Source organism: Ciceribacter sp. RN22 (genome assembly GCF_024054295.1).
GTDB classification, from domain to species: Bacteria; Pseudomonadota; Alphaproteobacteria; order Rhizobiales; family Rhizobiaceae; genus Allorhizobium; species Allorhizobium lividum.
This window is the reverse complement of sequence record NZ_JAMXLD010000001.1, coordinates 2,433,440-2,460,112: the sequence shown is the minus strand read 5'-3', so window position 1 is coordinate 2,460,112 and position 26,673 is coordinate 2,433,440. Positions and strand designations below refer to the sequence as shown.

The window sequence follows — 26,673 nt, the reverse complement described above, 5'->3', positions numbered from 1 at the left end:
GAATTTTTGCGGTGAGGCGGAAGGTGGGGCGGCTTTCCTCTTCTCCCAGCGGGGGTGAGGAGCGGTTCGCGCAGCGAAGCAATCGATCCGGTGAATCGATTGCAGTGACGAACGCCCTGAGCTCGGGCGAAGGGCCGGTGAGCTGACCGAAGGCCGGATGAGGGGGCGGGACGGCGGGGTTCACCCTCCCCTTGAGGGGGAGGGTCGGACCGCAGGTCCGGGGTGGGGTGATCCGTGATGTCGTCACCCCCACCCGCGCGTTCCGCGCGACCTCCCCCCTCAAGGGGGAGGTGGGTGCGTTCGTCACTGCAACCGATTCACCGGACCGATTGCTTCGCTTCGCGAACCGTACCTCACCCCCGCTTGCGGGGCGAAGGGACAAGCGGCACCGCCGCCGCCATCGGCGGCCGGGTCTCTTCGAATTGTCAGGAAAAGGCCAGTACGGGGGCCGAGATGATGAAAAGGCCGACCACGGTGATCGCCGCCAGTTTCACTCTCCTGATACGCCGGGTACGCACGCCACTCCAATCATACGCCATCACAGATCCTCATGATCAGTCTGCACGACAGGGCTGCATTCGCGGTTGGCGAGTATGCCCCCAATGGTCGTTTCCTGCAAGCAAGTGCTAGGCCGCGAAACTAGCGCGAAGCTTGCCGGCGGGGTGGTCCGCCGTTGACTTTTGTCAACGCGGACCCGGCCGGCCTGCTTTATGGTCGCGCTACATGCTGTAAGGTGAGCCATGACCGAGCCGCTTTTCCTCGTCGAGAACGTCACCAAGTCGTATCAAACCGGCGATGTGGTGGTTCAGGCCTTGCGCGGCATCAACCTCACCCTCGAAGGGGGGGAAATCCTCGTGCTGCTCGGGCCGTCCGGCAGCGGCAAGTCGACCCTTCTCAACATCATGGGCGGGCTCGACCAGGCGACATCGGGCCGGGTCCGCTTCGCCGATCACGAGCTGACGAGCCTCTCCGAGCGGCAGTTGACGCTCTACCGGCGCGACCATGTCGGCTTCGTCTTCCAGTTCTACAACCTGATCCCGAGCCTGACCGCATGGGAAAACGTCGCCCTCGTCACCGAGATCTCGCGCAACCCGATGAAGCCCGGCGAGGCGCTGGAGATGGTGGGGCTGAAGGAGCGGATGGACCATTTTCCCGCGCAGCTTTCCGGCGGCGAGCAGCAGCGGGTGGCGATCGCCCGGGCGATCGCCAAGCGACCGGAGGTGCTGCTCTGCGACGAGCCGACCGGCGCGCTCGACTCGAAGACCGGCATCCTGGTGCTGGAGGCGCTCTGCCGGATCAACGAGGAGCTCAAGACGACGACGGCGATCATCACCCACAATGCGGCGATCCGGCAGATCGCCCACCGCGTGCTCACCTTCCACGACGGGCGGATCGCCGAGACGGTCATCAATACCGAGCGCCTGCCGCCGTCCTCCGTGGTCTGGTGACGCGCCATGTCGATGCTCGACCGCAAGCTCCTTCGCGACATCCTGAGGCTCTGGGCCCAGGTGCTGGCGGTCGCGCTCGTCATGGCCTGCGGGGTGATGACGATCATCCTGGCGATCGGCGCCTATCGCTCGCTCGAGGAGACGCGCGCGGTCTTCTACGAGCGCTACCGGTTCGGCAACCTGTTCGTCACGGCGAACCGGGCGCCGCTCAACCTCAAGGAACGCATCGCCGCAATCGAGGGGGTGGGCGGAGTGGACTTGAGGATCGTCGACTACGTGCTGCTCGACATGCCCGGCATGGCGGAGCCCGCCACCGGCATCGCCGTCTCGATCCCGGACAGCGGCCAGCCGGCGGTCAACCGGCTCTATATCCGCAGCGGCCGGCTGCCGGAGCCGGACCGTCCGCATGAGGCGGCGGTGCTCGAAAGCTTCGCGCTTGCGCACCGGCTGACGCAGGGCAGCACCTTCGAGGCGATCATGAACGGCCGCAAGCAGACGCTGACGGTGACCGGCATCGTGCTTTCGCCCGAATACATCTATGCGATCGGCCCCGGCGACATGGTGCCCGACCCGCATCGCTTCGGCGTCTTCTACATGACCCGCACGGCGCTCGAGGGCGTCATGGATATGGACGGCGCCTTCAACAACGCGTCGTTCACCGTGCTCCGCGGTGCCGATACCGATCATCTGATCTCCGCGATCGACGATCTGCTCGATCCTTACGGCGGGCAGGGCACGTATCTGCGCAAGGACCAGATCTCGCACACCTTCCTCGACAACGAGCTCATCCAGCTGCGCGCCATGGCGGCGATCATCCCGCCGATCTTCCTCTTCGTCGCGGCCTTCCTCGTCAACATGATCCTGACGCGGCTGATCACGCTGGAGCGCGAGCAGATCGGGCTTCTGAAAGCGCTCGGCTACCGCGACTTCGAGGTCGGCTGGCATTATGCCAAGCTTACCATCGTGATCGCGCTGATCGGGGTCGCGATCGGCTTCGTCGCCGGCAACTGGATCGGCCGCGGGCTGACGCGGCTCTATGCGGAATTCTTCTCGTTTCCGTTCCTGATCTTCCGCGAGAGCGTCGATCTCTACGCGATTTCGGGCGGCGTCAGCGTTGCCGCTGCGGTCGTGGGTGCCGGCAAGGCGATCTGGTCGGTGATCGTGCTGCCGGCGGCGGTGGCGATGCGGCCGCCGGCGCCGGTGCGCTTCCGCTCGCTCTTCCGAAGGCAGCTCAGCTCCAGGCTGTTCTCGCAACTGACGATCATGGCGATCAGGCAGATCATCCGCACGCCGGTGCGTTCGCTGCTCACCTCGCTCGGGGTCGCGCTTTCGGTGTCGCTCCTCGTCGTCGCGATGTTCTCGTCGGACTCCGTCGACTACATGGTGGAGCAGATCTTCTTCCGGATGGAGCGGCAGGACGCGACGCTCCGGCTCGACCGGGAGCGGTCACCGGCCGCCCTCGACGCCATCCGCCACATGCCGGGGGTGACGCGGGCCGAGCCGTTCCGCTCGATCGCCGTCAAGCTGCGCAACAAGAACCACGAGAAGGACCTCGCCATCCTCGGCATGCCGGAGGGCGGCGAGCTCGGGCGGATCATGGATGCGCAGATGCGGCCGATCGAGTCGCCGTTCTCGGGGCTTCTCGTCATCGGCCGCGTCGCCGAGGCGCTGGAGCTGAAGGTCGGCGACATGGTGGAGGTGGAGCTGGTCGAGAAGGACCACCGGCGGATCGACGTGCCGGTGACCGGCATCGTGCAGAGCCTCGTCGGTATCGACGCCTATATGCGCATCGACGCGCTCGACCGGCTGATCGGCGACGGCCGGCGGATCTCGGGCGCGCGGATCTCCGTCGACGCCTCGCTGAAGGAGGCGCTCTACGAGAGCGTCAAGAACACGCCGGCGGTCGCCTACATCATGCTGATCGGGCTGTCGCGGGAGCAGTTCCGGGCGACGATCGAGAGGAACATCGCGATGATGACGACGGTCTATACGACGCTTGCCGTCATCGTTGCCTTCGGGCTCATCTACAACTCCGCCCGCATCCAGCTTTCGGAACGGGCGCGGGAACTGGCGAGCCTCAGGGTGCTCGGCTTTACGCGGACGGAGGTGTCGAGCGTGCTGCTCACCGAACTGTCGGTCGTCGTGCTCGTCGCGCAGCCGCTCGGCTGGGCGCTCGGCTACCTGTTTTCGAAGCTGGTGATCGAAGGGCTCACCAGCGACCTCTTTCGTGTCCCCTTTGTCGTCAATTCCGCTACGTTCGCGATCTCGAGCCTCGTCGTCATGGGCGCGTCGCTGGTCTCGGCGCTGGTCGTCCGGCGGCGCATCGACAGGCTCGATCTCGTGAGTGTCCTGAAGTCCAGGGAGTAAGGTGCATGTGGTCCAAATGGCTGAAACGGGCGGGCTTCCTGCTGATCGTCGCCGCGATCATCGCGGGGTTCGTCTATGCTCTCAGGGAAAAGCCGCAGCCGGTCGATACCGGCGTCGTGGAGCGCGGGGGGCTCAGGGTGATGATCTCGCAGGAGGGCATCACGCGGGTGCGCGACGTCTACACCGTCTCGGCGCCGATCGCCGGGCATCTCGCCCGCACGGTGCTCAACGAGGGTGACCGGGTTAAAGCGGACGTCACCATGGTGGCGGCGATCCATCCGCTCGACCCGCCGCTGATCGACCGCCGCAGCGAGGCGGAGCTTGCCGCCGCGCGTGATGCCGCGCGGGCCTCTGTCTCGATGTCGGAGACCGATTACCGGCGGATCAAGTCCGACCTCGATTTCGCGCGCGACAACCTCGAACGCGCCGTCCAGCTCGCCAAGACCCGCTATATCGCCGAGAGCCAGTTGCAGAAGGCACGCACGGACGTCGAGGTGCTGGAGGCGCAGCTCGCCTCGGCAGGCGCGGCGATCGAGCTTCGCAAGGCCGAGCTCGCGAGCGCCGAGGCACGCCTGGTCCAGCCGGCATCGGCGCCGGCGGCGAGCGAGCGCAGCTGTTGCGTCTACGTGACGGCGCCGGTTGACGGCGTGGTGCTGACGGTCTTCGCAAAGAGCGAGCAGCCGGTCGCGACCGGCACCAAGATCGCCGAGATCGGTGATCCGTCGGATCTGGAGGTGGCGGTCGATCTTCTGTCCTCCGACGCTGTGCGGATCGCGCCGGGTGCGAGGGCAGAGATCGTCGACTGGGGCGGCGAACGGGTGCTGCCGGCGGTCGTGCGGCGCATCGACCCGGCCGGCTTCACCAAGGTTTCGGCGCTCGGCATCGAGGAGCAGCGCGTCAACCTCGTGCTCGACCTTCAGGAGAGCGATCCGCGGCTCGGCCACAATTTCCGCGTCTATGCGCGGCTGACGCTCTGGGAAGGGGAGGACGTGCTGCAGGTGCCGCTGAGCGCGCTCTTTCGCGACGGCCGTAACTGGAGCCTCTTCGTCATCCGCGACGGCCGCGCCCGCCAGACGGAGGTCGGCATCGGCCACATGAACGACGAGCATGCCGAGGTGCTCTCGGGGCTCGCGCCCGGCGACGTGGTGATCCTGCATCCGAGCGACACGCTGAGCGACGGCAGCCTCGTCGAGCCACGGCAGGAGTGAGGGGTCGTCATCGGGTCTGGATCCTCGGGTCAAGCCCGAGGATGACGGAAAATGGAGCCGCCGACGTGCATGAAACCTGCCGGCAAGTGGGACTGTTCGACCGAAGTAGCCTTCGTACAGCCTTGTCGGTCGTCATCCTCGGGCTTGACCCGAGGATCCACGAACACGCTCCGTCAAGTCGATCCGGTCCACAGTCGAGCGCGCAGGCCGGGTGAAGGTGTACCTTGCAGGCCGGGTGAAGGTGTACCTTCTTGTGTGGGCGTCGGACCGCCCCGGGTCGCTTCGCGATACTCTCCCCCGTCACGGGGGAGAACGGAAGGCCTCAAACCTCCAAGGTCGGGCCGCCGGTTTCTGAGATCACCCGCGTGAGGCTTGCGGTCGCCGGGAAGAGCGGGATGAGGCAGGCCTGGAGCGCGTGGTAGATGTCGCCCTTGCCGGGGAAGATGGTGGTCGCAGGCGAAAGCTCCTCGGTCAGTTCCTCGAACCAGCCGCCATGGGTGCGGTCGAGGCTGTTGCTGGCGATGAAGCTCCAGATGCGGCGATAGCTTTCCTCGTGGAAATCGCTCGGCAGGTGTTCGGCGAGCCAGTGGGCGGCACCGGCGCCCTCACAGAGCGGCCACCAGAGTTTCGAGCGGCGGGCGGGCGCGTTCTCCCAGTCGAGCGTGTAGAAGAAGCCGCCGTGGGTGCGGTCCCAGCCGAGGGACATCGACTGGAAGAACAGGCCGCGGGCGGCCTCCGGCATCCAGTCGTGGCGCTTGCCGCCGAGCACCCAGAGCTGCAGGACGAGGCGGGCCCATTCGAGCCAGTGGCCGGGCGTGGTGCCGGAGGGGCGGAACATCTCGTTGCCGCGGTAGTCGCGGTCGAGCTGCCAGTTCTCGTCGAAATGTTCCGGCACCCGCCAGCCGCATTCGGCGGCGCGGCGGCGGATGACGAGATCGGCGATGCGTTCCGCCTTGTCGAGGTAGTGACGCTCGCCGGTCGCCTCGAAGGCGGCCATCAACGCCTCGGTGAGGTGCATGTTGGAATTCTGTCCGCGATAGCCGGGGACCGGCGACCAGTCGGCGGAAAACTCCTCGGCGATCGCTCCGTGGGCTTCCTCCCAGAAACGGGTCTCAAGGATTTCGGTGACGTCGTCGAGCATGGCTTCGGCGAGCGGATGGCCGACGATCTTGGCGGAGGAGGCGGCGAGCAGTACGAAGGCGTGGCCGTAGCCCTGCTTGCTGGCATCGACCGGGCCGTTGTCGTCCACCTGCCAGAAATAGCCGCCGTGCTGCTGGTCGCGGTGCCGGTTCCAGAGGAACTGCATGCCGTGGTCGACGACATCGGCCGATCCGGGGCGGCCGAAGAGGTCGCCGATCGCAAAGCAGTGGACCATGCGGGCGGCGGTGTGGATGCCGCGGACCGAATTGTCGACGACAAGCGGTGTGCCGTCGCGCTTCAGGTCGAAGAAGCCGCCCTTCGGATTGATGCTCGCGAACTGGAAGACGTCGAAAAGCTCATCCGCCCGGTCGAGAAGCCATTTGCGGTGATAGGGGCGATCGGCCCAGCGATAGGCGAGACCGGTGTGCTTGGCGGTTTCTGGCATGACTTCCTCCTCGGGGCCGATCGGCCCCAGCGCATCTAATCGGTTGAATCCTATATCGGCCCGTCGCGGCCGTGTCACCACGGGAACTTGTTGCGGCGTCGGAAGTTGCGTTTTGACAGGTGAAAAATAAACGCATGTTGACATAAACATATCTTTATGTGATTTGCGGATGTCGCGATCGGAACAGGGGAGTGCGCCATGCTCGACAAATTGTTTGATACGGACGTCATCAAACGCGACGGGGCGGAGATTTCGGCCGCACTCGCCAGGGCCGCGCGCGAGCGCATCCTGATCATCGACGGCGCCATGGGCACGCAGATCCAGGAGCTTCGTTTCGGCGAGGACGATTTCCGTGGCGAGCGCTTCATCGGCTGCGCCTGCCACCAGCAGGGCAACAACGACCTGCTGACGCTCTCCCAGCCCGATGCGATCGAGGAGATCCACTATCGCTACGCCAAGGCCGGCGCGGACATCCTCGAGACCAACACCTTTTCCTCGACCCGCATCGCCCAGGCCGATTACCGGATGGAGGGTGCGGTCTACGACCTCAACCGCGAGGGCGCACGGGTCGCACGGCGCGCGGCGATCCGGGCCGAGCGCGAGGACGGCCGGCGCCGCTTCGTGGCGGGCGCGATCGGGCCGACCAACCGCACCGCCTCGATCTCGCCTGACGTCAACAATCCGGGCTACCGCGCCGTCCGCTTCGACGACCTGCGGCTCGCATACGGCGAGCAGATCGACGGGCTGATCGACGGCGGCGCCGACATCATCCTGATCGAGACGATCTTCGACACGCTGAACGCCAAGGCGGCGATCTTCGCCTGCGAGGAGCGTTTCGCGGAGAAGGGCATTCGCCTGCCGGTGATGATCTCCGGAACGATCACCGACCTTTCCGGCCGCACGCTTTCCGGCCAGACGCCGTCGGCCTTCTGGTACTCCGTCCGCCACGCCCGGCCGTTCACGATCGGGCTCAACTGCGCGCTGGGGGCGGATGCCATGCGGCCGCACCTGCAGGAGCTTTCGGGCGTCGCCGACACCTTCATCTGCGCCTATCCGAATGCCGGTCTGCCGAACGAATTCGGGCAGTACGACGAGACGCCCGACGACATGGCCCGCCAGGTCGCGGCGTTTGCGCGCGAGGGGCTCGTCAACGTCGTCGGCGGCTGTTGCGGATCGACGCCCGAACACATCCGGGCGATCGCCGATGCCGTCGCCGGCTCGGCACCGCGGCAGGTTCCCGAGCACCGGCCCTTCATGTCACTCTCCGGGCTCGAACCCTTCGTGCTCACCAAGGACATTCCCTTCGTCAATGTCGGCGAGCGGACGAACGTCACAGGTTCGGCGAAATTCCGCAAGCTGATTACCGCCGGCGACTATGCGAGCGCGCTCTCGGTCGCCCGCGACCAGGTGGAGAACGGCGCCCAGATCATCGACGTCAACATGGACGAGGGCCTCATCGATTCCGAAGGGGCGATGGTCGAGTTCCTGAACCTGATCGCCGCCGAGCCGGATATCGCCCGCATGCCGGTGATGATCGACTCGTCGAAGTTCGCGATCATCGAGGCGGGCCTGAAATGCGTGCAGGGCAAGGCGGTGGTGAACTCGATCTCGCTCAAGGAGGGGGAAGAGAACTTCCTCGCCCAGGCGCGGCTCGTCCGCAACTACGGCGCGGCGGTCGTGGTGATGGCCTTCGACGAAGACGGGCAGGCGGACACCTATGCGCGAAAGGTCGCAATCTGCGAGCGGGCCTACAGGTTGCTCACCGAAGAGGCCGGTTTTGCGCCGGAAGACATCATCTTCGACCCGAACATCTTCGCGGTGGCGACCGGCATCGAGGAGCACGACAATTACGGCGTCGACTTCATCGAGGCGGCCCGTACGATCCGCGAGAAGATGCCGCTGGTGCATATCTCGGGCGGCGTTTCCAACCTCTCCTTCTCCTTCCGCGGCAACGAACCGGTGCGCGAGGCGATGCATGCCGTGTTCCTCTACCACGCCATCCAGGCGGGCATGGACATGGGCATCGTCAACGCCGGTCAGCTCGCGGTCTACGAGAGCATCGATCCGGAGCTGAAGGAGGCCTGCGAGGACGTGGTGCTGAACCGCCGCAGGGACGCCACCGAGCGGCTGCTGGAGATCGCCGAGCGCTTCCGCGGCGCGGCCGGCAAGGAGGCGAGGGCGCAGGATCTCACCTGGCGCGAATGGCCGGTCGAGAAGCGGCTGGAGCACGCGCTCGTCAACGGCATCACCGATTTCATCGAGGCCGATACGGAAGAGGCGCGCCTTGCCGCCGAACGTCCGCTGCACGTGATCGAGGGCCCGCTGATGGCGGGCATGAACGTGGTCGGCGACCTCTTCGGGTCGGGCAAGATGTTCCTGCCGCAGGTCGTGAAATCCGCTCGCGTGATGAAACAGGCCGTCGCGGTCCTCCTTCCCTATATGGAGGAAGAGAAGCGGCTGAATGGCGGCGACCAGCGCCAGAGCGCCGGCAAGGTGCTGATGGCGACGGTCAAGGGCGACGTCCACGACATCGGCAAGAACATCGTCGGCGTCGTGCTCGCCTGCAACAATTACGAGATCATCGACCTCGGCGTCATGGTGCCGGCTTCGAAGATCCTCGAAACGGCAATCGCCGAGAAGGTCGACATCATCGGACTGTCCGGCCTCATCACCCCCTCGCTGGACGAGATGGCGCATGTGGCTTCCGAGATGGAGCGGGACGGCTTCGACATTCCGCTGCTGATCGGCGGGGCAACGACGAGCCGCGTCCACACGGCCGTCAAGGTGAGCCCGCAATACAAACGCGGACAGGCGGTCTACGTGACCGATGCGAGCCGGGCCGTCGGCGTCGTCTCGGCGCTGCTGTCGCCGGAGGCGAAGGACGGCTATGTCGAGACGGTTCGCGCCGAATACCAGAAGGTGGCGGAGGCACATGCGCGGTCGGAGCGCGAGAAGCAGCGGCTGCCGCTCGCCCGTGCCCGCGAGAACGCGATGAAACCCGACTGGGAGACGTACCGGCCGGCGAAGCCGAGCTTCCTCGGCACGAAGGTCTTCGACCACTATGACGTCGCGGAACTCGTCGACTACATCGACTGGACGCCCTTCTTCCAGACCTGGGAGCTGAAGGGACGCTATCCCGCGATCCTCGAAGACGAGAGCCAGGGGGAGGCGGCGCGCCAGCTCTTCGCCGATGCGCGGGAGATGCTCGACAAGATCGTCGCGGAGGGCTGGTTCCGTCCGCGCGCCGTGATCGGCTTCTGGCCGGCGAATGCCGTCGGCGACGACATCCGCCTCTTCACCGACGAGAGCCGGAGCGAGACGCTTGCGACCTTCCATACGCTCCGCCAGCAGGTTTCGAAGCGGGAGGGACGGCCGAACGTCGCCCTTTCCGACTTCGTCGCGCCGGCGGCGAGCGGAGTTGCCGATTATGTCGGCGGCTTCGTGGTGACCGCGGGCTTCGAGGAGATCGCGATCGCCGAGCGCTTCGAGCGGGCGAACGACGACTATTCCTCGATCCTCGTCAAGGCGCTCGCCGACCGCCTGGCGGAAGCCTTCGCCGAGCGGATGCACGAGCGCGTGCGGCGCGAGTTCTGGGGCTATGCCGCGGACGAGGCGCTGACGAACGAGGAGCTGATCGGCGAGGCCTATGCCGGCATCCGGCCGGCGCCCGGCTATCCCGCCCAGCCGGACCACACCGAGAAGCGGACGCTCTTCGACCTCCTGGACGCCGAGGCCGCGACCGGCGTGGAGCTCACCGAAAGCTACGCCATGTGGCCCGGCTCGTCGGTCTCCGGCCTCTACATCGCGCATCCCGAGAGCTACTATTTCGGGGTGGCGAAGGTGGAGCGGGACCAGGTCGAGGACTATGCCGCGCGCAAGGGCATGGCGGTTTCGGAGGTCGAACGCTGGCTCGGGCCGGTGCTCAACTACGTGCCGGTGAAGGCGGACGAGCGCACGGATGACGCCGCCTGAGACGCCGAGACTTTGATTCAACGCCCGCCGGCAAGCGGTTGATTTCGGATTCGAATTCGCCGCGGCGGCGGGATCCCCAGCCATGCTTCAAGACCGTCGCGAAGTGATTCCGGTTTCTGCGGCAAGCTATTGGCCGCAAACGGAAATCCTTGATCCCGAACAGTGTCAGGCGGCCCTGAAGCGTTCCATCACGTCGTTCCGTCCGGCATCGAACATGGTGACGGCGGCGCCGAATTCGAGTGGGCTGAGCGCCGCCTTTCCCGGATAGACGATGCGGTTGGAGGTCACTTCTTCCGGCAGCAGGGCCAGCACGCGGCTGTCGGTCGTCGGCGCGCCGTTGGCGATGTGCTCCCGCACGGCCACCGCCGGATCGAGGAGGAAATTCAGCAGGGCATAGCCAGCCGCCTTGTGCGGGGCAGCCGTCGGGATCGCGTAGAAATCGCACCAGAGTTCGCCGCCGTCGGCACCGATCACGTATTCGACCTCGGGCAAGTCGCGATGGAGCTGGGCGGCGTCGCTGACCCAGCACATGCTGAGCCAGGCGTCCTCCGAGCGCATCGGCGCCTGATAGTCGCTGTCGATCGCGTAGAGATGCGGCTTGACCCGGATCAGCAGCTCCCCGGCCTTTTCGAGTTCCTGCGGGTCGACCGAGTTGAAAGAATAGCCTAGCGCGACAAGGGCGTTGCCGACGGCCGTCAGTTGGTAGTCGTGGATGATCGTGCGGCCGCTGGCGTCCGTCTGCGCGAGGTCGAAGAAGTCTTTCCAGCGAGTGACACCGCTGCCGATACGGCCGGTGTTGATCGCGAAACCGGTGGTGCCCCAGTTCTTCGGCAGGGCATAGATCCTGCCGTTGACGGTCCCTGCCGAGGCGAGGCGGGTATCGGTCGCCGAGGCGTCGAAATTGCGGACCCGGCCGAGTTCGATCTCGTCCAGCAGTCCGCGAGCCATGTAGTTCGGGATTGCGTAATTGGTCGGGACGCAGAGATCGCAGGCGTAGGCTCCCGAGCTGATGGCCGCGTACATGTCTTCGTTGGAACCGTAGGCCCTGACGTCCACCTCGACGCCGGTCGCCGCCGTGAAGGCCTCGAACGAGGCGGGGTCATGGTAGTTCGGCCAGGTGGCGAGCGAGACGCGGCGACCGAGATCGGCGGCGGAGGCTCTGCCGGGGAGCGTCGGGGTCCCGCCGAGCATCGCCGCGGCGAGGCCGAGACCGGTGACGCCAAGGAAATGCCGGCGTGTGACCGAACCGTTCTTCCAGCGCAGAAATTCATCCCTGAACCGCCCGGCCAAAGACCGGTCGTCGACGTTCGTGCTCATGTCGCTTATCCCCTTGCCGGGCGGCATCGTAGAGGCCCAAGCTGGAGGGAAACTGGCGCGGGCGGCGTCCGCCGTCCGCGGCCAAAGTCACTCGCGAAGCAGCAAGAGATCGCCGGCGTCGAGGCGCAGCGCAACCGTTTCCCCGACGGCCGGCGGCTTGACGCCCGGGTCGTTGAAGCTGTCGAAGGAGACGACGTTGCCGCCGACGCTGACGCCGGTGCGGATGACCGAGCCGAGGAAGTGGCTGGAGACGACCCGGCCCGTGAGCGAGAGGTTGCCGTTCGGCCGTTCGGTGAGGGAGGCCGCTTCAGGCCTGAGCGCGAGCTGGACGGTCGTGCCGGCCTTGTTCGCGGCAAGCGATTCCTTGAGCGAGATCACTTCTTCGCCGATGCGCACCGTCGAGGCGGCGGGATCGGCGACGACGGCGTCGATGATGTTCAGCGTTCCGACGAAGGAGGCGACGAAGCGGGTCGCCGGCTTGTTGTAGATCTCGAAGGGCGTGCCGATCTGGTCGGCGCGGCCGGCATTCATCACCACCACGCGGTCGGAGATCGAGAGAGCCTCCTCCTGGTCGTGGGTGACGAAGATCGTCGTGATGCCGAGCTGCTGCTGGATCTGGCGGATTTCCTCGCGGAGCGAGACGCGGATCTTGGCGTCGAGTGCGGAGAGCGGCTCGTCGAGGAGCAGCACCTGCGGCTTCGGCGCGAGCGCCCGGGCGAGCGCGATGCGCTGCTGCTGGCCGCCCGAGAGCTGGTAGGGATAGCGCTCGGCGAGATGTCCGAGATGGATGAGTTCCAGCATCTCCTTCACGCGCTTCTCGATGTCGGCCTTGGCCATGCCGTGGATTTTCAGGCCGAAGGCGACGTTGTCGAAGACATTCATGTTCGGAAACAGCGCATAGGCCTGGAAGACCATGCCGATGTTGCGCTGGTTGGGCTTGAGGCTCGACTGGTCTCGGCCGTCGATGGTGATCGTGCCGCCGGTCGGCGTCTCGAAACCGGCGACCATGCGCAGGATCGTCGTCTTGCCGCAGCCCGACGGGCCGAGGAAGGAGACGAATTCGCCCTTGTCGATCGACATGTTGAAGTCGTGCACGACTTTGACAGGCCCGAAAGACTTCTGGATGTGGGTCAGCGTCAGGAAGCTCATGCGTTTCGTCCTCAGGCGGGGCGTTGGATTGTTTTCTGGAAGCGGGAGACGAGCTGGATCAGGCCGAGGCAGCCCCAGGTGATGCCGAAGGCGATCACCGCGAGAGCGGCCGGCTCGTAGGCGCGGTTGGCGCCGAGAAGCTGCATGTACGGGCCGAAGGCCGGCCGGTTGAGCAGCGCCGCCATGGTGAACTCGCCGATGACGATGGCGAAGGTCAGGAAGGCGCCGGAGAGCACGGCGATCAGCACGTTCGGCAGGATGATCCGGAAGAGGATGCGGGTCCAGCCGGCGCCGAGGCTCTGGGCGGCTTCCGTCAGTGTGCGCACGTCGATGGCGGCAAGCCCGGTGTCGACCGCACGGTACATGTAGGGCAGTGACAGCGTCGCATAGCCGAACATCAGCAGGATGTTGGTGCCGAAGGCCGTGCCGGTGAGCGGCAGCCAGCTCGAGGTGTTGTAGAGACGGATATAGCCGAAGACGATGACGATCGCCGGAATGACGAGCGGGAGGAGCGTCACGAATTCGATATAGGGCCGCAGCGACGGCAGGCGCAGGCGCACCCAGTAGGCGGTCGGGACGACGAGCACGACGCCGAAGACGATCGTCACAAGCGCCATCGTCACCGAATAGCTGAAGGTCTGCTGGAACTGCGTGTCGCCGAGCACCTTGGCATAGGCGTCGAAGGAGTATTCGCCGCGGCGCATCTTCAGCGAGAAGTTGGTCATGCCGACGAGCGGCAGGATGAAATAGAGGAGCCCGAATGCGAGCGCGCCCCAAGCCCAGAGCTTCTTCATTTCAGCCACCTTTCGCTGCGGGCGCGCAGCCAGATGTAGATTGCATTGGCGACCCCCGTGACCATGATCATGCCGAAGGCGAGTGCGTAACCCAGATGGGGATTGCCGAGCACGTCGCCGCGGATCTGCGCAAAGAGCAGGATCGGCACAATGTTCAGCGATGAGCCGGTAAGCGCGATCGCGGTTGCGACAGCGCCGAACGCATTTGCGAACAGCAGCGCCATGGTGCCGAGAAGCGACGGCAGCAGGATCGGGAAGGCGACCATGCGCCAGTACTGCGCATTGCTCGCGCCGAGGATGGAGGCGGCCTCCTTCCATTCGCGCTTGAGCCCGTCGATCGCAGGCGTGATGATCAGCACCATCAGCGGGATCTGGAAGAAGAGATAGGTGAGCGTCAGCCCCCAGAAGGAGAGGAGGTTGAAGCCGAGCGCGCGCAGATCAATGCCGATCTCGGTGCGCAGGAAGACGGTGACAAGCCCCATCGGACCGAGGGTTGCGAGGAAGGCGAAGGCGAGCGGCACGCCGGCGAAGTTCGAGGCGACGCCCGAAAAGGTCAGGAGGGGCCCGCGAATCCAGCGGGGCAGGCCGCCGAGGACGACCGAGGTCGCCATGGCAAAGCCGATCGCGCAGCCGAGGAGCGCCGAGGCGAGGCTGATCTTGATGGAGATCCAGTAGGCCGCGAGGATCGACGGCGTGAACAGACCGGCCAGGTTTTCGAGGGTGAAGCTGCCGTCCGGGGTCTGGAAGGCGCCGATGACGATCTTCATCGTCGGCATGATCAGGAAGAGCAGGGCGAAGAGGAAGAACGGGGCGACCCCGATCCATTCGAGCGGCAGGCGCAATGCCGGGCGTGGTGTGGTGCTGTCGACGGTACTGTTCGCCGCCATCGTGATCATCCCCCTGTTCGCGCGCCTGGAGCGCGACTTCTCGTTTCTCATTGAAGAGAAAAGCCGCCCCGGCCACAAGACCGGGGCGGCATTTCACAACAGCAAATTACTGGACGTTGGCGCCGACGACCTTGTCCCAGCCACCGGTGACGGCAGCCTTGTTGGCGTCAACTTCCTCGAGGGTCGGGAAGTAGGCCTTCTCGTAGGAAGCGGCCGGCGGCAGCTTGTCGAGCAGTTCCTGCGGGATCTTGCCTGCCTTGGACATCGCGTTGAAGCGGGCCGGGTGGCAATAGCCGGCGAGCCATGCGGTCTGGCCTTCGTCGGAATAGAGGTATTCCATCCAGAGCTTGGCGGCGTTCGGGTGCGGCGCATAGGCCGAGATGCCCTGAACGTAGACGCCGGCGAGAACGCCCGTCTCCGGAACGACGACGTCGACCGGCGGGTTGCCGGCGAGCGTGTCCTTCCAGGACAGCGCATTGTAGTCCCAGGCGACGACGATCGGGGTCGAGCCCTGGGCGAGCGTTCCGGACTTGCCGATGACGGGCACGAAGTTGCCGGCCTTGTTGAGTTCGGCGAAGTACTTCAGACCGGCTTCACCGGCTTCACCGGCTTCCTGGCCGGCCTTGGCGCCGGACGAGAGACCAGCGGCGAGAACGCCGAGGATCGCCTGGTTGGAAGCGCGCGGATCACCGGCGAGAGCGACCTGGCCTGCGTAGTCGGCCTTCAGGAGGTCGGACCAGTCCTTCGGGGTTTCCTTGACGAGGTCCTTGTTCACGATGAGCGACATCACGCCGTAGTAGTCGCCGTACCAGTAACCGTCGGCATCCTTGACGCCGTCCGGGATTTCGTCCCAGGTCGAGACCTTGTAAGGCATCAGCAGGCCTTCGGACTTCATCTGCGGGCCGAAGGCGAGACCGACGTCGACGACGTCCGGAGCCTGCGGGCCCTTGTTGTCCTTGTTGGCCTTGACGGCTTCGACTTCGTCGGCCGAGCCGGCGTCGGGGTTCAGCTCATTGACGCTGATTTCCGGGTACTTCTTCTTGAAGCCTTCGATGACCGCACCGTAGCCGCACCAGTCGTGGGGCAGGGCGATCGTGGTCAGCGAGCCTTCCTTCTTGGCGGCTTCGACGAGTTCGGCGCTCGGTTCGGCGACGGCGACGGCCGTGGAGGCGATGACCATGGCGGTCGAAAGCGAGAGTAGGCGACGGAAGTGGCTAGTCACGGAAGTTCTCCTTGTTTTGTTTGAAGGCGACGCGCGTCTGATATTCGGGTTCGATGATAGTTATGTGACAGCTCGCAGCCCCGCGCGCCGGGACGGCTTGCTCTTCTTCTCTATTGATTTCTAACGTTTTTCCTCTTCCCCTCCTGGATCAACGCAATTTGCGAAAAAGCCGAGCCTGTTCGAACAGACCCTCGAGTGTATTCATACGCTCGCGGGTTTCGTCCCATGCCGAGCTCTGGACCGCCTCGATCAGCGCCTCGACGACGAAAAGCGTCACGACCGAGGAATCCCAGGCGGACGGCGCTTCGATCTGGACCTTGAAACTGTGCAGCGCGTGCTTGACGACCGGCGAGGTCCACTGGTCGGTGAAGAGGATGATCTGTACGCCGGCGGTCTTGGCGACGGCGGCCAGCGTCGCCATGTCCGCCTCGTAGCGGCGAATGTCGAAGATCACCAGCACGTCGCCGGCGCTCATGTTCAGCACGTGCTGCGGCCACGAGCTGGCATTCGACGACATCAGCGTCGTTTTCGGCCGGATGACCTGCATGTGGGTGAAGAAGTACTCGGCGAGCGCGCCGGTGATGCGGCCGCCGACGAAATAGACGCTGCGCTTCTTGTCGCCGAGGAGCTTTGCCGCCTCGTCGAAGGTGGCGGCGTCGAGTTCGCTCAGCGTCTGGCGCATGTTGTTCATCACCGCTTCGGCGAAGCGGTTGAGCACATGGGTGCCCGGCGCGTTGGAGGCCCAGCGGTCGTGCTTGGCGATCGGGTTTGAAATCGAGGCCTCTAGCTCGTGGTGCAGATGCGCCTGGAACTCCGGGTAGCCCTTGTAGCCGAGCTTCTGCACCATGCGCGCGACGGTCGGCGTCGAGACGCCCGCGTTTTCCGCGACGGTGGTGATGCTGCCCAGGCCGGATACGGGGTAGTTCTCGAGCAGACTCTCCGCCAGCCGCCGTTCGGCAGGCGTCAGCCCTCCGAAATGCGCGTGGATTACGTCCGAGACTGTTTTCGACGCAGTGAGCACGAGTCTTTTGTTCCCCAAGCCGGTCTTCGCCGGTCATGAGGAAATTTATCAACCGTGCCCGGCACGCTGTCAATCCGCATATTGAAGAGAAATTTTCAGAACCGGATTGACTTGTGGCGGATCGTGAAGAATTCTCTTCGGAAGGTAGAGAGGCGCGAAGCCTCCGGGGAGAATTGCCGAATGCTCTTGAGAACGGATATTCTTTCGGCCGCCGACGGGGACGCAGTTTCCGTCGAGAATGCGGCGGCGGCGGGAGACGTGTTGCTCGTCTGCGAGCACGCGTCGCGGACATTGCCGCAACGGGCGGGGGATCTCGGGCTTTCCGAAGAGGCCCTGTCGAGCCATATCGCCTGGGACCCCGGCGCGCTCGACCTGGCCCGGATGTTGTCGCGCTCGCTCGACGCCACGCTCGTCGCCCAGCGCTTTTCCAGACTGATCTACGACTGCAACCGTCCGCCGGAATCGCCCGCCGCGATGCCGGAAAAGAGCGAAATCTACGACATTCCGGGCAATCATGATCTCGATGTCGCCGAGCGCTACGCCCGGACTGCGGCACTCTACGTTCCCTTCCATGACCGGATCGACGCCATCATCGCCGAGCGCAAGGCCGCCGGCCGACGCACGGTGCTGGTGACGGTGCACAGTTTCACGCCCGTCTACATGGGGCGCCACCGCGAGGTCGAGGTCGGCATCCTGCACGACGAGGACAGCCGGCTTGCCGACGCGATGCTGGCCGGCGCCGGTGCGGCGTTCCGGGTCGAGCGCAACGAGCCCTATGGACCGCAGGACGGTGTCACCCATACTCTGAGGCTGCACGGGCTTCCGTCCGGGCTTGCGAATGTCATGATCGAGGTCCGTAACGACCTTCTGAAGGACGAGGCCGGCAAGCAGGCCATGGCCTCCTATCTCACCGGATTGCTGCAGGAGGGGCTTGGCCGAATTTCTTCCTGAGTGATCCCTGCAGTTCGAGAATTGGCATGGTTTTATAATCAAAAGGGGAACAGATGCCGAAGGGAATGAAGCAAGGGGAAGCCGCGGATACATTGCCGGCGATCACCCTCACGGATGGCGGAGGCTCTTATGCCTGAAGCGATCCGGACCTATGTACGTGTCGTGGACGGCTTCAATCGCCGTGTCGGCCGGGTGGTCATGTACGGCATATTCGTCATGATGGGCATCATGCTCTATTCGGTGGCGTCGAAATCCATTCGGCTGCCGGCCAACTGGACGCTGGAGACGGCCCAGTTCGTCATGGCGGGCTACTATCTTCTCGGCGGCGCCTACTCGCTGCAACTCGACAGCCATGTGCGTATGGACCTCGTTTACGGGAAATGGTCGCCGAGAACCAAGGCGGTGGTCGACGTCATCACCATTCTCATGCTCTTCGTCTACTTGTTCTTCCTGCTTTACGGCGGCGTTTCCAGCACCGCCTACGCGCTGAAGTTCAGCGAGACGAGCTATTCTTCCTGGTCGCCGTACATGGCGCCGGTGAAGATCGTGATGGTCATCGGCATCGTGCTCACCTTCCTGCAGGCGTCGTCGATCTTTCTCAAGGACCTGGCCCTTGCAATCGGGAGACCGATCGCATGAGCTACGAGATGATCGCCCTCCTGATGTTCACCTCGATGATGCTGTCGATGCTGACCGGACAGCGCATCTTCGCCGCCATCGGCTTCGTCGGCGTCGTTGCCGCGGCCTTCCTTTGGGGCAATGGCGGCTTCGAACTCGGCTTTTCGGCCGGCATGAAGCTGATGAAATGGTATGCACTGCTGACGCTGCCGATGTTCATCTTCATGGGCTACATGCTGTCGGAATCGGGCATTGCCGAAGACCTCTACCGGGCATTTCACGTCTGGTTCGGCGGCCTGCGTGGCGGCCTGGCGCTCGGCACGATCGGGCTCATGGTCGTGATTTCGGCGATGAACGGGCTTTCGGTCGCCGGCATGGCGATCGGCGCCACGATCGCGCTTCCGGAACTGCTTCGCCGCGGCTACGACAAGATCATGGTCTCCGGCGTCGTGCAGGCCGGCAGCTCGCTCGGCATTCTCGTCCCGCCGAGTGTCGTCATGGTGCTCTACGGCATGATCGCGCGCCAGCCTGTCGGCCAGCTCTGGCTCGCGGGCGTCTTCCCCGGCCTGCTGCTCGCGGTGTTGTTCGCCATCTATGTGGTGATCCGCTGCTGGATCAACCCCGCCCTCGGTCCTGCGCTCACCAAAGAAGAGCGCGACATGCCGATGATCGAGAAGCTGAAGCTGCTGCAGGCCGGCATCCTGCCCTTCCTCATCTTCTTCCTGATGATGGGCCTGTTCGTGCTTGGCGTCACGAGCCTCGTCGAGAGCTCGGCGGTCGGTGCGCTCGGCGCCCTGCTCGCGACCTGGATCAAGGGACGGTTGACACGGACCCTGTGGAACCGCGTCCTCGAACAGACGCTCGGCATCTCGTGCATGTTCATGTGGATCATCCTCGCGGCGCTGTGCTTCGGCGCGGTGTTCGACGGGCTCGGCGCGGTCAAGGCGATCGAGAAGCTGCTGGTCGGCGACATGGGCCTGTCTCCCTGGCAGATCCTGATCCTGATGCAGGTGTCGTTCCTGGTGATGGGGGCCTTCCTCGACGACACGGCCATGCTGGTCATCGTCGCGCCGCTCTACATCCCGCTCGTGGGCAAGCTCGGCTTCGACCTGATCTGGTACGGCGTGCTCTACACGATCACCTGCCAGATCGCCTACATGACGCCGCCCTTCGGCTACAACCTGTTCCTGATGCGCGCCATGGCACCGCCGGAAATCTCGCTTCTCGACATCTACCGTTCGATCGTCCCCTTCGTCCTGATCATGATGCTCGGAATGGTAATCATCATGGCGTTTCCGGAGATCGCCCTGTGGCTGCCCCAGCACGTCTACGTGAGGGGATAGAGCGGGCAGGAGTGAAAGGCCCGCCGGGCGGGCAATGTGCGCTTGTGCTTCCCGCGGTCCTGCCGCGGGGGGCACCCGAAAGAAGAAGTGAAAAACAAAGCAGAGAGGGAATAGGACATGACAAACAGAAGAAGTTTTCTGAAGAATGCCGGCCTTGCCGCCGCTGCCGCTCCGGTGGTTCTGGCCGCTCCCCACGTCAAGGCGCAGGACAAGAAGATCACCTGGCGCCTGCAGACCTATGCCGGTGCCGCGCTCGCCGAGGAGGTGGTGCGTCCCTGCGTCGACGCCTTCAACAAGGCCGCCAACGGCCAGATGGTGATCGAGCTCTACACCGCCGACCAGCTGGTGCCGACGGGCGAACTGTTCCGCGCCATGCAGGCCGGCACGATCGACGCTGTGCAGTCGGATGACGACTCGATGAACTCGCCGGTCGACATCAAGGTGTTCGGCGGCTACTTCCCGTTCGCCTCGCGCTACAGCCTCGACGTGCCGACGCTGTTCCACAAATACGGTCTCGCCGAGATCTGGGACGAGGCCTATGGCGAGGTCGGCGTGAAGTGGCTTTCGGCCGGCGCATGGGACCCGTGCAACTTCTCGACCAACAAGCCGATCAAGTCGCTCGCCGACCTGCAGGGTCTGCGTGTCTTCACCTTCCCGACCGCCGGCAAGTTCCTGGAGCAGTTCGGCGTGATCCCGGTCACGATCCCCTATGAAGACACCCCGGTCGCCATGCAGACGGGCGAAATCGACGCCGTCGCCTGGTCGGGCATCACCGAAGTGACGACCGTCGGCTGGGACAGCGTGGTCAAGTACTTCCTGACCAACAACATCTCGGGCGGCTGGTGCGGATCCTTCTTCGCCAATGCCGATCGCTGGAAGGAAGTGCCGGAACACCTGCAGCAGCTCTGGCGCGTCTGCATGGACAGCTCGCACTATCGTCGCCTGCACTGGTACTGGGGCGGCGAGGCGGCCCTGCGCGCCGGCGGCAGCAAGCTCGAACTCACCTCGATCCCCGATGCCGAATGGAAGACGGTCGAGGAGAAGGCCTTCGCCTTCTGGGACGAGATCGCCAAGCAGAGCGAGCGCAATGCCAAGGTGGTCAAGATCCTCAAGGACTACCAGGCCGTCATGCAGAAGGCCGGCCAGCCTTACCGCAACGGCTGATCGCCTGATGAAACCGCGTCCGGGGCGTTCCGCGTCCCGGACGATCCCCCGACGAGAATTCCCCCAAGGAACGAAACACGCCTGTCAGGAAACACCGATGTCTGCACCGTACACTTTTGACGATCTGAAGATGGATGTGGCCGAGGGCCGCATCGACACCGTTCTCGCCGTGCTGGTGGACATGCAGGGCCGGCTGATGGGCAAGCGTTTCCAGGCCGAGTTCTTCGTGGAGAGCGCCTACAAGGAAACCCACAGCTGCAACTACCTGCTTGCGACCGACATGGAGATGGAGACGGTCTCCGGCTATCAGGCGACGAGCTGGGAAAAGGGCTACGGCGACTACACGATGAAGCCGGACCTCTCGACGCTGCGCAAGACCCCCTGGCTCGAAGGCACGGCGCTCGTGATCTGCGACGTCCTTGACCACCACAGCCACGCCGACGTGCCGCATTCGCCGCGCGCGGTCCTGAAGAAGCAGATCAAGCGTCTCGAAGACATGGGCATGAAGGCCTTCATGGCCACCGAGCTGGAATTCTTCCTGTTCGACCAGACCTATGACGACGCGCGCATGTCCGGCTACCGCGACCTGCAGCTCGGCTCGGGCTACAACGAGGACTACCACATCTTCCAGACGACCAAGGAAGAAGACGTCATGCGCGCGATCCGCAAGGGTCTGCAGGGCGCCGGCATTCCGGTCGAGAACACCAAGGGCGAGGCGTCTGCCGGGCAGGGCGAGGTGAACGTCCGCTATGCCGACGCGCTGACCATGGCCGACCGGCATGCGATCATCAAGAACGCCTGCAAGGAGATCGCCTGGTCGCGCGGCAAGGCGATCACCTTCCTCGCCAAGTGGAACTACAATTCTGCCGGCTCGTCGTCGCACATCCACCAGTCGCTGTGGAGCGCCGACGGCAAGACGCCGCTGTTCTTCGACGAGAACGGTGAGCACGGCATGTCGGCGACGATGAAGCACTACATGGCCGGCCTTCTCGCCCATGCGAGCGAGATCACCTACTTCCTCGCGCCCTACATCAATTCCTACAAGCGCTTCATGGCCGGCACGTTTGCGCCGACCAAGGCGATCTGGTCGAAGGACAACCGCACCGCCGGCTACCGGCTCTGCGGCGAGGAGACGAAGGGCATCCGCGTCGAGTGCCGTGTCGGCGGCTCCGACCTCAATCCCTATCTCGCCATGGCCGCGCTGATTGCCGCAGGCATCGACGGCATCGAGAAGAAGCTTGAACTGGAGCCGGCCTTCGTGGGAGACGCTTACGGAGCCCGCGAGGTTCGCGAGATTCCCCGCACGCTGCGCGCGGCGACGGAATCGCTGCGCAATTCCGCCATGCTCCGGGCGGCGCTCGGCGACGAGGTGGTGGACCACTACGTCCGCGCGGCCGAATGGGAACAGGAAGAATACGACCGCCGCATCACCGATTGGGAAGTGGCGCGCGGTTTCGAGAGAGCTTGAACCACACAGACAGGATTTAAGATCATGACAATGATCCAATGTATCTCGCCGATCGACGGATCGGTCTATGCCGAGCGCGAGGCGATGTCGCTCGAAGCGGCGAAGGATGCCGTCCATCGTGCCCGCAAGGCGCAGAAAGCCTGGGCGCGGCGCCCGCTCGAAGAGCGCGTGCAGCTCGTGCTGAAGGGCGTCGCACGCCTCAACGAAATGTCGGACGAGGTGGTGCCGGAACTCGCCCACATGATGGGCCGGCCCGTCCGCTACGGCGGCGAATACAAGGGCTTCAACGAGCGCTCGAACTACGTCGCCTCGATCGCAGCGGATGCGCTGGCGCCGCTGGTGATCGAGGACAGCGCCACCTTCGAGCGCCGCATCGAGCGCGAGCCGCACGGCGTCGTCCTCGTCATCGCGCCGTGGAACTATCCCTACATGACGGCGATCAACACGGTCGCCCCCGCGCTGATGGCCGGCAACACCGTCGTCATCAAGCATGCGACGCAGACGCTGCTCGTCGGCGAGCGCATGGTGCGCGCCTTCGTCGAGGCCGGCGTTCCGGAAGACGTCTTCATCAACCTCTTCCTCGACCACGCCACGACCACGGCGCTGATCGCCACCGGCAGCTTCGACTTCATCAACTTCACCGGCTCCGTCGAGGGCGGACGGTCGATCGAGCGGGCGGCCGCCGGCACCTTCGCCGGCCTCGGGCTGGAACTCGGCGGCAAGGACCCCGGCTATGTGATGGAGGACGCCGACCTCGACGCCGCCGTCGACACGCTGATGGACGGCGCGACCTACAATTCCGGCCAGTGCTGCTGCGGCATCGAGCGCATCTACGTGCACGAGAGCCTCTACGACGCCTTCGTCGAGAAGTCGGTCGCCTGGGTCTCCAACTACAAGCTCGGCAATCCGCTCGATCCGGAAACGACGCTCGGGCCGATGGCGCACCGGCGCTTTGCCGCCCATGTGCGCGAGCAGATCGCCGCAGCCGTCGCCAAGGGCGCCAAGGCGCTCGTCGATCCGAAACTCTTCCCTGAGGATGACGGCCACGCCTACCTGATGCCGCAGATCCTCGTGAACGTCGATCACTCGATGTCGTTCATGAAGGACGAGACCTTCGGCCCGGCCGTCGGCATCATGAAGGTGAAGAACGACGCCGAAGCGATCGAGCTGATGAACGACAGCCCCTACGGCCTCACGGCGTCGCTGTGGACGCAGGATTCTGCCCGCGCCGCCCGCATCGGCCGCGAGATCGAAACCGGCACCGTCTTCATGAACCGCGCCGACTATCTCGACCCGGCGCTCTGCTGGACCGGCTGCAAGGACACCGGCCGCGGCGGATCGCTGTCGGTCATCGGCTTCCAGAACCTCACCCGTCCGAAATCCTACCACCTCAAGAAGGTCACGAAATGAATATCGTCGCAAACTGGAGCTATCCGACCGCCATCAAGATGGGCCGGGGCCGGATCAAGGAGCTCGCCGACGCCTGCAAGTCGCTCGGCATGAAGAAGCCGCTGCTCGTCACCGACCGCGGGCTGGCCTCAATGGCGATCACCCAAGGCGCGCTCGACGTTCTCGAAGAGGCGGGCCTCGGCCGCGCGATCTTCGCCGACGTCGACCCGAACCCGAACGAGAAGAACCTCGAAGCCGGCGTCAAGGCCTTCAAGGACGGCGGCCATGACGGCGTCGTCGCCTTCGGCGGCGGCTCGGGCCTCGACCTCGGCAAGTGCGTGGCCTTCATGGCAGGCCAGACGCGCCCGGTCTGGGACTTCGAGGACATCGGCGACTGGTGGACGCGGGCGAACGTCGAGGGCATCGCCCCGATCGTCGCCGTGCCGACCACGGCCGGCACCGGCTCGGAAGTCGGCCGCGCCAGCGTCATCACCAATTCGCAAACGCATGTGAAGAAGATCATCTTCCATCCGAAGTTCCTGCCGGGCGTCGTCATCTCCGACCCGGAACTGACCGTCGGCATGCCGAAGATGATCACCGCCGGCACCGGCATGGACGCCTTCGCCCACTGCCTTGAGGCCTATTCCTCGCCCTTCTACCACCCGATGAGCCAGGGCATCGCGCTCGAAGGCATGCGGCTCGTCAAGGAATTCCTGCCGCGGGCCTATGCCGACGGCACCGACATCGAGGCGCGCACCAACATGATGGCCGCGGCCGCCATGGGCGCCGTCGCCTTCCAGAAGGGGCTCGGCGCGATCCACTCGCTCTCGCACCCGATCGGCGCGGTCTACAACACCCATCACGGCATGACGAATGCCGTGGTGATGCCGCCGGTGCTGCGCTTCAATCGCGCGGAGATCGAGGAGAAGATCGCGCGCGCCGCCGCCTATCTCGGCATCGCCGGCGGTTTCGACGGCTTCTACGACTACGTGCTGGCGCTGCGCGCCGAGCTCGGCGTTCCGGACAATCTTACCGCCATGGGCATCAAGCCCGACCGCATCGACGAACTGACCGCCATGGCGATCGAGGACCCGAGCTGCGGCGGCAACCCGGTCAAGATGACCTTCGAGAACACCAAGGCACTCTTCCTCGAATGCTTCTGAGGCACGTCGTCCTCAGTTGACATGCAAGGGCCCGCGTTCCCAGGCGCGGGCCCTTTTTCTTTTCCGCATCAATGGGCTGGCGGGTGCAGGGGCGGTCGCGGACGGCGGGCCGTTTGCCCTTTGTTAACCATAATGAACGAGAGTGACGACCATCGACGCCATGAGCAAGGTGTCGCAGTGAGCGATGTCGGCTCGCCGCACTTTCGGGGACACACAACATGCCAGTCATCTCATTCGCCAACGCCAAGGGCGGTGCCGGCAAGACCACCGCGGCGCTGCTGCTCGCCGCCGAACTCGCCCAGCAGGGTTTTCGCGTTGCGATCATCGACGCCGATCCGCAGCACTGGATCAGCCAGTGGCACGAGCTTTCCGGCCCGCAGCGCAATATCGAGGTGATCTCCGAAGTCTCCGTCGCCTCGCTGCAGGGGCACATCGCCGAATGCGCGCGCACGGCCGACTATACCGTCATCGACCTCGCCGGCGCGCGCGACGCGATCGTGACCACCGCGCTCGGCCTTTCCGACCATGTGATGATCCCGGTGCAGGGCTGCGCGATGGATGCCCGCGGTGCCGCACAGATCCTCGACCTCATCGGCCTCATCGAGGAGAAGGGGAGGCTTACGATCCCGCATTCGGTGGTGCTGACCCGCGTGACCTCGATGGTGACGACCCGCGCGCTGCTGACGATCAAGGGCCTGTTGCAGGCCCGCGGCGTCAACGTCGTCAACACGCCGATCGTCGAGCGCAACGCCTTCCGCGAGATCTTCGACTGCGGCGGCACACTGCACACGATGGACCCGGCGAAGATCAGCAATCTCGACCGCGCGCGTGAAAACGCCCGCGCCTTCGCGCTCGAAGTCATGCGCGTGCTGCCGGTCAGGGTCGTGCGCTCGCAGCCCGCCCGCCGGTTTCTGCGGGTGGTCGGCAACGCGGCGTGAGGGCGGCAACAGAGTGAGAGGGCCGCTGGCTGGGGGCACCCGGCCGGCGGCTTTTTGCTGTGTGGGTGGGGGGTAGGTGATTGGGCGGAATGCGGAAGCGGTCGGCCTGAGTGAGTGACCGTTTGGGGGCCGAATTCGGATTGGCCGGTTCCGGCTACCGATCTGAGGGAAGCGGACAGTCATAGGAGTGGCATACACCGTCGTGAGCGACCCAAGGCCGTAGTTCGTGATCGTCGGGAGTGTCAGGAATTTCGTGTACGGGCGTGCATAATGGGTATGAAGGAGACCACTCATGGCACGACGGAAAGAGCCGGTTATCCCGGATGCGATATTGGACCAATTGCTCGGGGGAGCTGACGCCAAGACGGCCTTTGATGGCGGCGGGCTGATCGACCAGTTGAAGAAGGCGTTGGCCGAACGGGCGCTGAACGCGGAGATGGACCACCATCTTTCGAGCGAAAGAATGCGCGGCAACAGCCGCAATGGCTATGGAAAGAAGACTGTGCTGACGGAAGACGGTTCGCTGGAACTGTCTATACCGCGTGACCGGCAATCGAGCTTTGATCCGCAACTTCTGGCCAAATATCAGCGGCGCTTTCCCGGCTTCAACGACAAGATCATCTCGATGTATGCGCGCGGCATGAGCACGCGCGAAATCGTCGGCCATGT

At 64.8% G+C, this 26,673-nt stretch carries 20 protein-coding genes; 13 read left to right on the top strand and 7 right to left on the bottom strand.

The window, feature by feature from the left end:
* Nucleotides 1–740: 740 nt before the first annotated feature.
* The 3 genes from NHF53_RS11955 to NHF53_RS11945 are packed head-to-tail and all read left to right on the top strand — an operon-like array spanning nucleotide 741 to nucleotide 5,023.
* The gene (locus NHF53_RS11955; RefSeq protein WP_114361392.1) at nucleotides 741–1,448 is read left to right on the top strand and encodes an ABC transporter ATP-binding protein; all 708 of its coding nucleotides are present in this window, start codon (nucleotides 741–743) and stop codon (nucleotides 1,446–1,448) included.
* Between the two features lie 6 nt (nucleotides 1,449–1,454).
* Complete coding sequence (locus NHF53_RS11950; RefSeq protein WP_252834357.1) at nucleotides 1,455–3,815, top strand: ABC transporter permease; 2,361 nt, start codon at nucleotides 1,455–1,457, stop codon at nucleotides 3,813–3,815.
* Between the two features lie 5 nt (nucleotides 3,816–3,820).
* Nucleotides 3,821–5,023: an efflux RND transporter periplasmic adaptor subunit gene (locus tag NHF53_RS11945; protein ID WP_252834356.1), complete on the top strand. Its 1,203-nt coding sequence runs from the start codon at nucleotides 3,821–3,823 to the stop codon at nucleotides 5,021–5,023.
* A 322-nt stretch (nucleotides 5,024–5,345) separates the two neighbouring features.
* On the opposite strand, the gene NHF53_RS11940 is transcribed toward NHF53_RS11945, so the two are convergent.
* Complete coding sequence (locus tag NHF53_RS11940; protein WP_252834355.1) at nucleotides 5,346–6,608, bottom strand: AGE family epimerase/isomerase; 1,263 nt, start codon at nucleotides 6,606–6,608, stop codon at nucleotides 5,346–5,348.
* Between the two features lie 198 nt (nucleotides 6,609–6,806).
* On the opposite strand from NHF53_RS11940, the gene metH reads away from it, so the two are divergent.
* Nucleotides 6,807–10,580 carry a methionine synthase gene (gene metH, locus NHF53_RS11935; RefSeq protein WP_252834354.1) on the top strand — a complete coding sequence of 1,258 codons (3,774 nt, stop codon included), beginning with the start codon at nucleotides 6,807–6,809 and terminating at the stop codon, nucleotides 10,578–10,580.
* Nucleotides 10,581–10,745: 165 nt separating this feature from the next.
* Here metH and NHF53_RS11930 read toward each other — a convergent pair whose 3' ends face one another.
* The 6 genes from NHF53_RS11930 to NHF53_RS11905 form a co-directional block, all read right to left on the bottom strand.
* Nucleotides 10,746–11,897, bottom strand: coding sequence for a PotD/PotF family extracellular solute-binding protein (locus tag NHF53_RS11930; protein WP_252834353.1), 1,152 nt, complete (start codon nucleotides 11,895–11,897; stop codon nucleotides 10,746–10,748).
* 87 nt (nucleotides 11,898–11,984) lie between these two features.
* Nucleotides 11,985–13,046: an ABC transporter ATP-binding protein gene (locus NHF53_RS11925; RefSeq protein WP_252834352.1), complete on the bottom strand. Its 1,062-nt coding sequence runs from the start codon at nucleotides 13,044–13,046 to the stop codon at nucleotides 11,985–11,987.
* 11 nt (nucleotides 13,047–13,057) lie between these two features.
* Nucleotides 13,058–13,840 carry an iron ABC transporter permease gene (locus NHF53_RS11920; protein WP_114361399.1) on the bottom strand — a complete coding sequence of 261 codons (783 nt, stop codon included), beginning with the start codon at nucleotides 13,838–13,840 and terminating at the stop codon, nucleotides 13,058–13,060.
* Nucleotides 13,837–14,727 (bottom strand): ABC transporter permease subunit, encoded by an 891-nt coding sequence (locus NHF53_RS11915; RefSeq protein ID WP_252834351.1) that lies wholly within the window; start codon nucleotides 14,725–14,727, stop codon nucleotides 13,837–13,839. Before NHF53_RS11915 ends, NHF53_RS11920 begins: the two co-directional genes overlap by 4 nt.
* A gap of 106 nt (nucleotides 14,728–14,833) precedes the next feature.
* A complete protein-coding gene (locus NHF53_RS11910) occupies nucleotides 14,834–15,949 on the bottom strand; it encodes an ABC transporter substrate-binding protein (RefSeq protein WP_252834350.1) in 1,116 nt (371 codons plus the stop codon).
* Nucleotides 15,950–16,097: 148 nt separating this feature from the next.
* Complete coding sequence (locus NHF53_RS11905) at nucleotides 16,098–16,970, bottom strand: MurR/RpiR family transcriptional regulator (RefSeq protein WP_252834971.1); 873 nt, start codon at nucleotides 16,968–16,970, stop codon at nucleotides 16,098–16,100.
* A 180-nt stretch (nucleotides 16,971–17,150) separates the two neighbouring features.
* Here NHF53_RS11905 and NHF53_RS11900 point away from each other — a divergent pair, with 180 nt between their 5' ends.
* From NHF53_RS11900 to NHF53_RS11860, 9 genes are all read left to right on the top strand, one after another.
* Nucleotides 17,151–17,921 carry an N-formylglutamate amidohydrolase gene (locus NHF53_RS11900; RefSeq protein WP_252834349.1) on the top strand — a complete coding sequence of 257 codons (771 nt, stop codon included), beginning with the start codon at nucleotides 17,151–17,153 and terminating at the stop codon, nucleotides 17,919–17,921.
* A 129-nt stretch (nucleotides 17,922–18,050) separates the two neighbouring features.
* Nucleotides 18,051–18,560 carry a TRAP transporter small permease subunit gene (locus NHF53_RS11895; RefSeq protein ID WP_252834348.1) on the top strand — a complete coding sequence of 170 codons (510 nt, stop codon included), beginning with the start codon at nucleotides 18,051–18,053 and terminating at the stop codon, nucleotides 18,558–18,560.
* Nucleotides 18,557–19,882, top strand: coding sequence for a TRAP transporter large permease subunit (locus NHF53_RS11890; protein WP_252834347.1), 1,326 nt, complete (start codon nucleotides 18,557–18,559; stop codon nucleotides 19,880–19,882). Before NHF53_RS11895 ends, NHF53_RS11890 begins: the two co-directional genes overlap by 4 nt.
* 117 nt (nucleotides 19,883–19,999) lie before the next feature.
* Nucleotides 20,000–21,046, top strand: coding sequence for a TRAP transporter substrate-binding protein (locus NHF53_RS11885; protein ID WP_252834346.1), 1,047 nt, complete (start codon nucleotides 20,000–20,002; stop codon nucleotides 21,044–21,046).
* 97 nt (nucleotides 21,047–21,143) lie between these two features.
* Nucleotides 21,144–22,514, top strand: coding sequence for a glutamine synthetase family protein (locus NHF53_RS11880; RefSeq protein ID WP_252834345.1), 1,371 nt, complete (start codon nucleotides 21,144–21,146; stop codon nucleotides 22,512–22,514).
* 24 nt (nucleotides 22,515–22,538) lie between these two features.
* Nucleotides 22,539–23,924, top strand: a complete 1,386-nt coding sequence (locus NHF53_RS11875; protein WP_252834344.1) for an aldehyde dehydrogenase family protein — start codon at nucleotides 22,539–22,541, stop codon at nucleotides 23,922–23,924.
* Nucleotides 23,921–25,066 (top strand): iron-containing alcohol dehydrogenase, encoded by a 1,146-nt coding sequence (locus NHF53_RS11870; protein ID WP_252834343.1) that lies wholly within the window; start codon nucleotides 23,921–23,923, stop codon nucleotides 25,064–25,066. The genes NHF53_RS11875 and NHF53_RS11870 overlap by 4 nt, the downstream gene beginning before the upstream one ends.
* A 218-nt stretch (nucleotides 25,067–25,284) precedes the next feature.
* Nucleotides 25,285–26,004: a ParA family protein gene (locus NHF53_RS11865; RefSeq protein WP_252834342.1), complete on the top strand. Its 720-nt coding sequence runs from the start codon at nucleotides 25,285–25,287 to the stop codon at nucleotides 26,002–26,004.
* Nucleotides 26,005–26,296: 292 nt separating this feature from the next.
* Nucleotides 26,297–26,673, top strand: a 377-nt coding sequence (locus tag NHF53_RS11860) for a transposase (protein WP_252834341.1), incomplete at its 3' end; no start/stop codon positions are given.

Bases quoted from the DNA above. Each gene is read 5' to 3' on its own strand.
- NHF53_RS11955 (WP_114361392.1), top strand. From the start codon at position 741: ATGACCGAGCCGCTTTTCCTCGTCGAGAACGTCACCAAGTCGTATCAA.
- NHF53_RS11950 (WP_252834357.1), top strand. From the start codon at position 1,455: ATGTCGATGCTCGACCGCAAGCTCCTTCGCGACATCCTGAGGCTCTGG.
- NHF53_RS11945 (WP_252834356.1), top strand. From the start codon at position 3,821: ATGTGGTCCAAATGGCTGAAACGGGCGGGCTTCCTGCTGATCGTCGCC.
- NHF53_RS11940 (WP_252834355.1), bottom strand. From the start codon at position 6,608: ATGCCAGAAACCGCCAAGCACACCGGTCTCGCCTATCGCTGGGCCGAT.
- metH (WP_252834354.1), top strand. From the start codon at position 6,807: ATGCTCGACAAATTGTTTGATACGGACGTCATCAAACGCGACGGGGCG.
- NHF53_RS11930 (WP_252834353.1), bottom strand. From the start codon at position 11,897: ATGAGCACGAACGTCGACGACCGGTCTTTGGCCGGGCGGTTCAGGGAT.
- NHF53_RS11925 (WP_252834352.1), bottom strand. From the start codon at position 13,046: ATGAGCTTCCTGACGCTGACCCACATCCAGAAGTCTTTCGGGCCTGTC.
- NHF53_RS11920 (WP_114361399.1), bottom strand. From the start codon at position 13,840: ATGAAGAAGCTCTGGGCTTGGGGCGCGCTCGCATTCGGGCTCCTCTAT.
- NHF53_RS11915 (WP_252834351.1), bottom strand. From the start codon at position 14,727: ATGGCGGCGAACAGTACCGTCGACAGCACCACACCACGCCCGGCATTG.
- NHF53_RS11900 (WP_252834349.1), top strand. From the start codon at position 17,151: ATGCTCTTGAGAACGGATATTCTTTCGGCCGCCGACGGGGACGCAGTT.
- NHF53_RS11895 (WP_252834348.1), top strand. From the start codon at position 18,051: ATGCCTGAAGCGATCCGGACCTATGTACGTGTCGTGGACGGCTTCAAT.
- NHF53_RS11890 (WP_252834347.1), top strand. From the start codon at position 18,557: ATGAGCTACGAGATGATCGCCCTCCTGATGTTCACCTCGATGATGCTG.
- NHF53_RS11885 (WP_252834346.1), top strand. From the start codon at position 20,000: ATGACAAACAGAAGAAGTTTTCTGAAGAATGCCGGCCTTGCCGCCGCT.
- NHF53_RS11880 (WP_252834345.1), top strand. From the start codon at position 21,144: ATGTCTGCACCGTACACTTTTGACGATCTGAAGATGGATGTGGCCGAG.
- NHF53_RS11875 (WP_252834344.1), top strand. From the start codon at position 22,539: ATGACAATGATCCAATGTATCTCGCCGATCGACGGATCGGTCTATGCC.
- NHF53_RS11870 (WP_252834343.1), top strand. From the start codon at position 23,921: ATGAATATCGTCGCAAACTGGAGCTATCCGACCGCCATCAAGATGGGC.
- NHF53_RS11865 (WP_252834342.1), top strand. From the start codon at position 25,285: ATGCCAGTCATCTCATTCGCCAACGCCAAGGGCGGTGCCGGCAAGACC.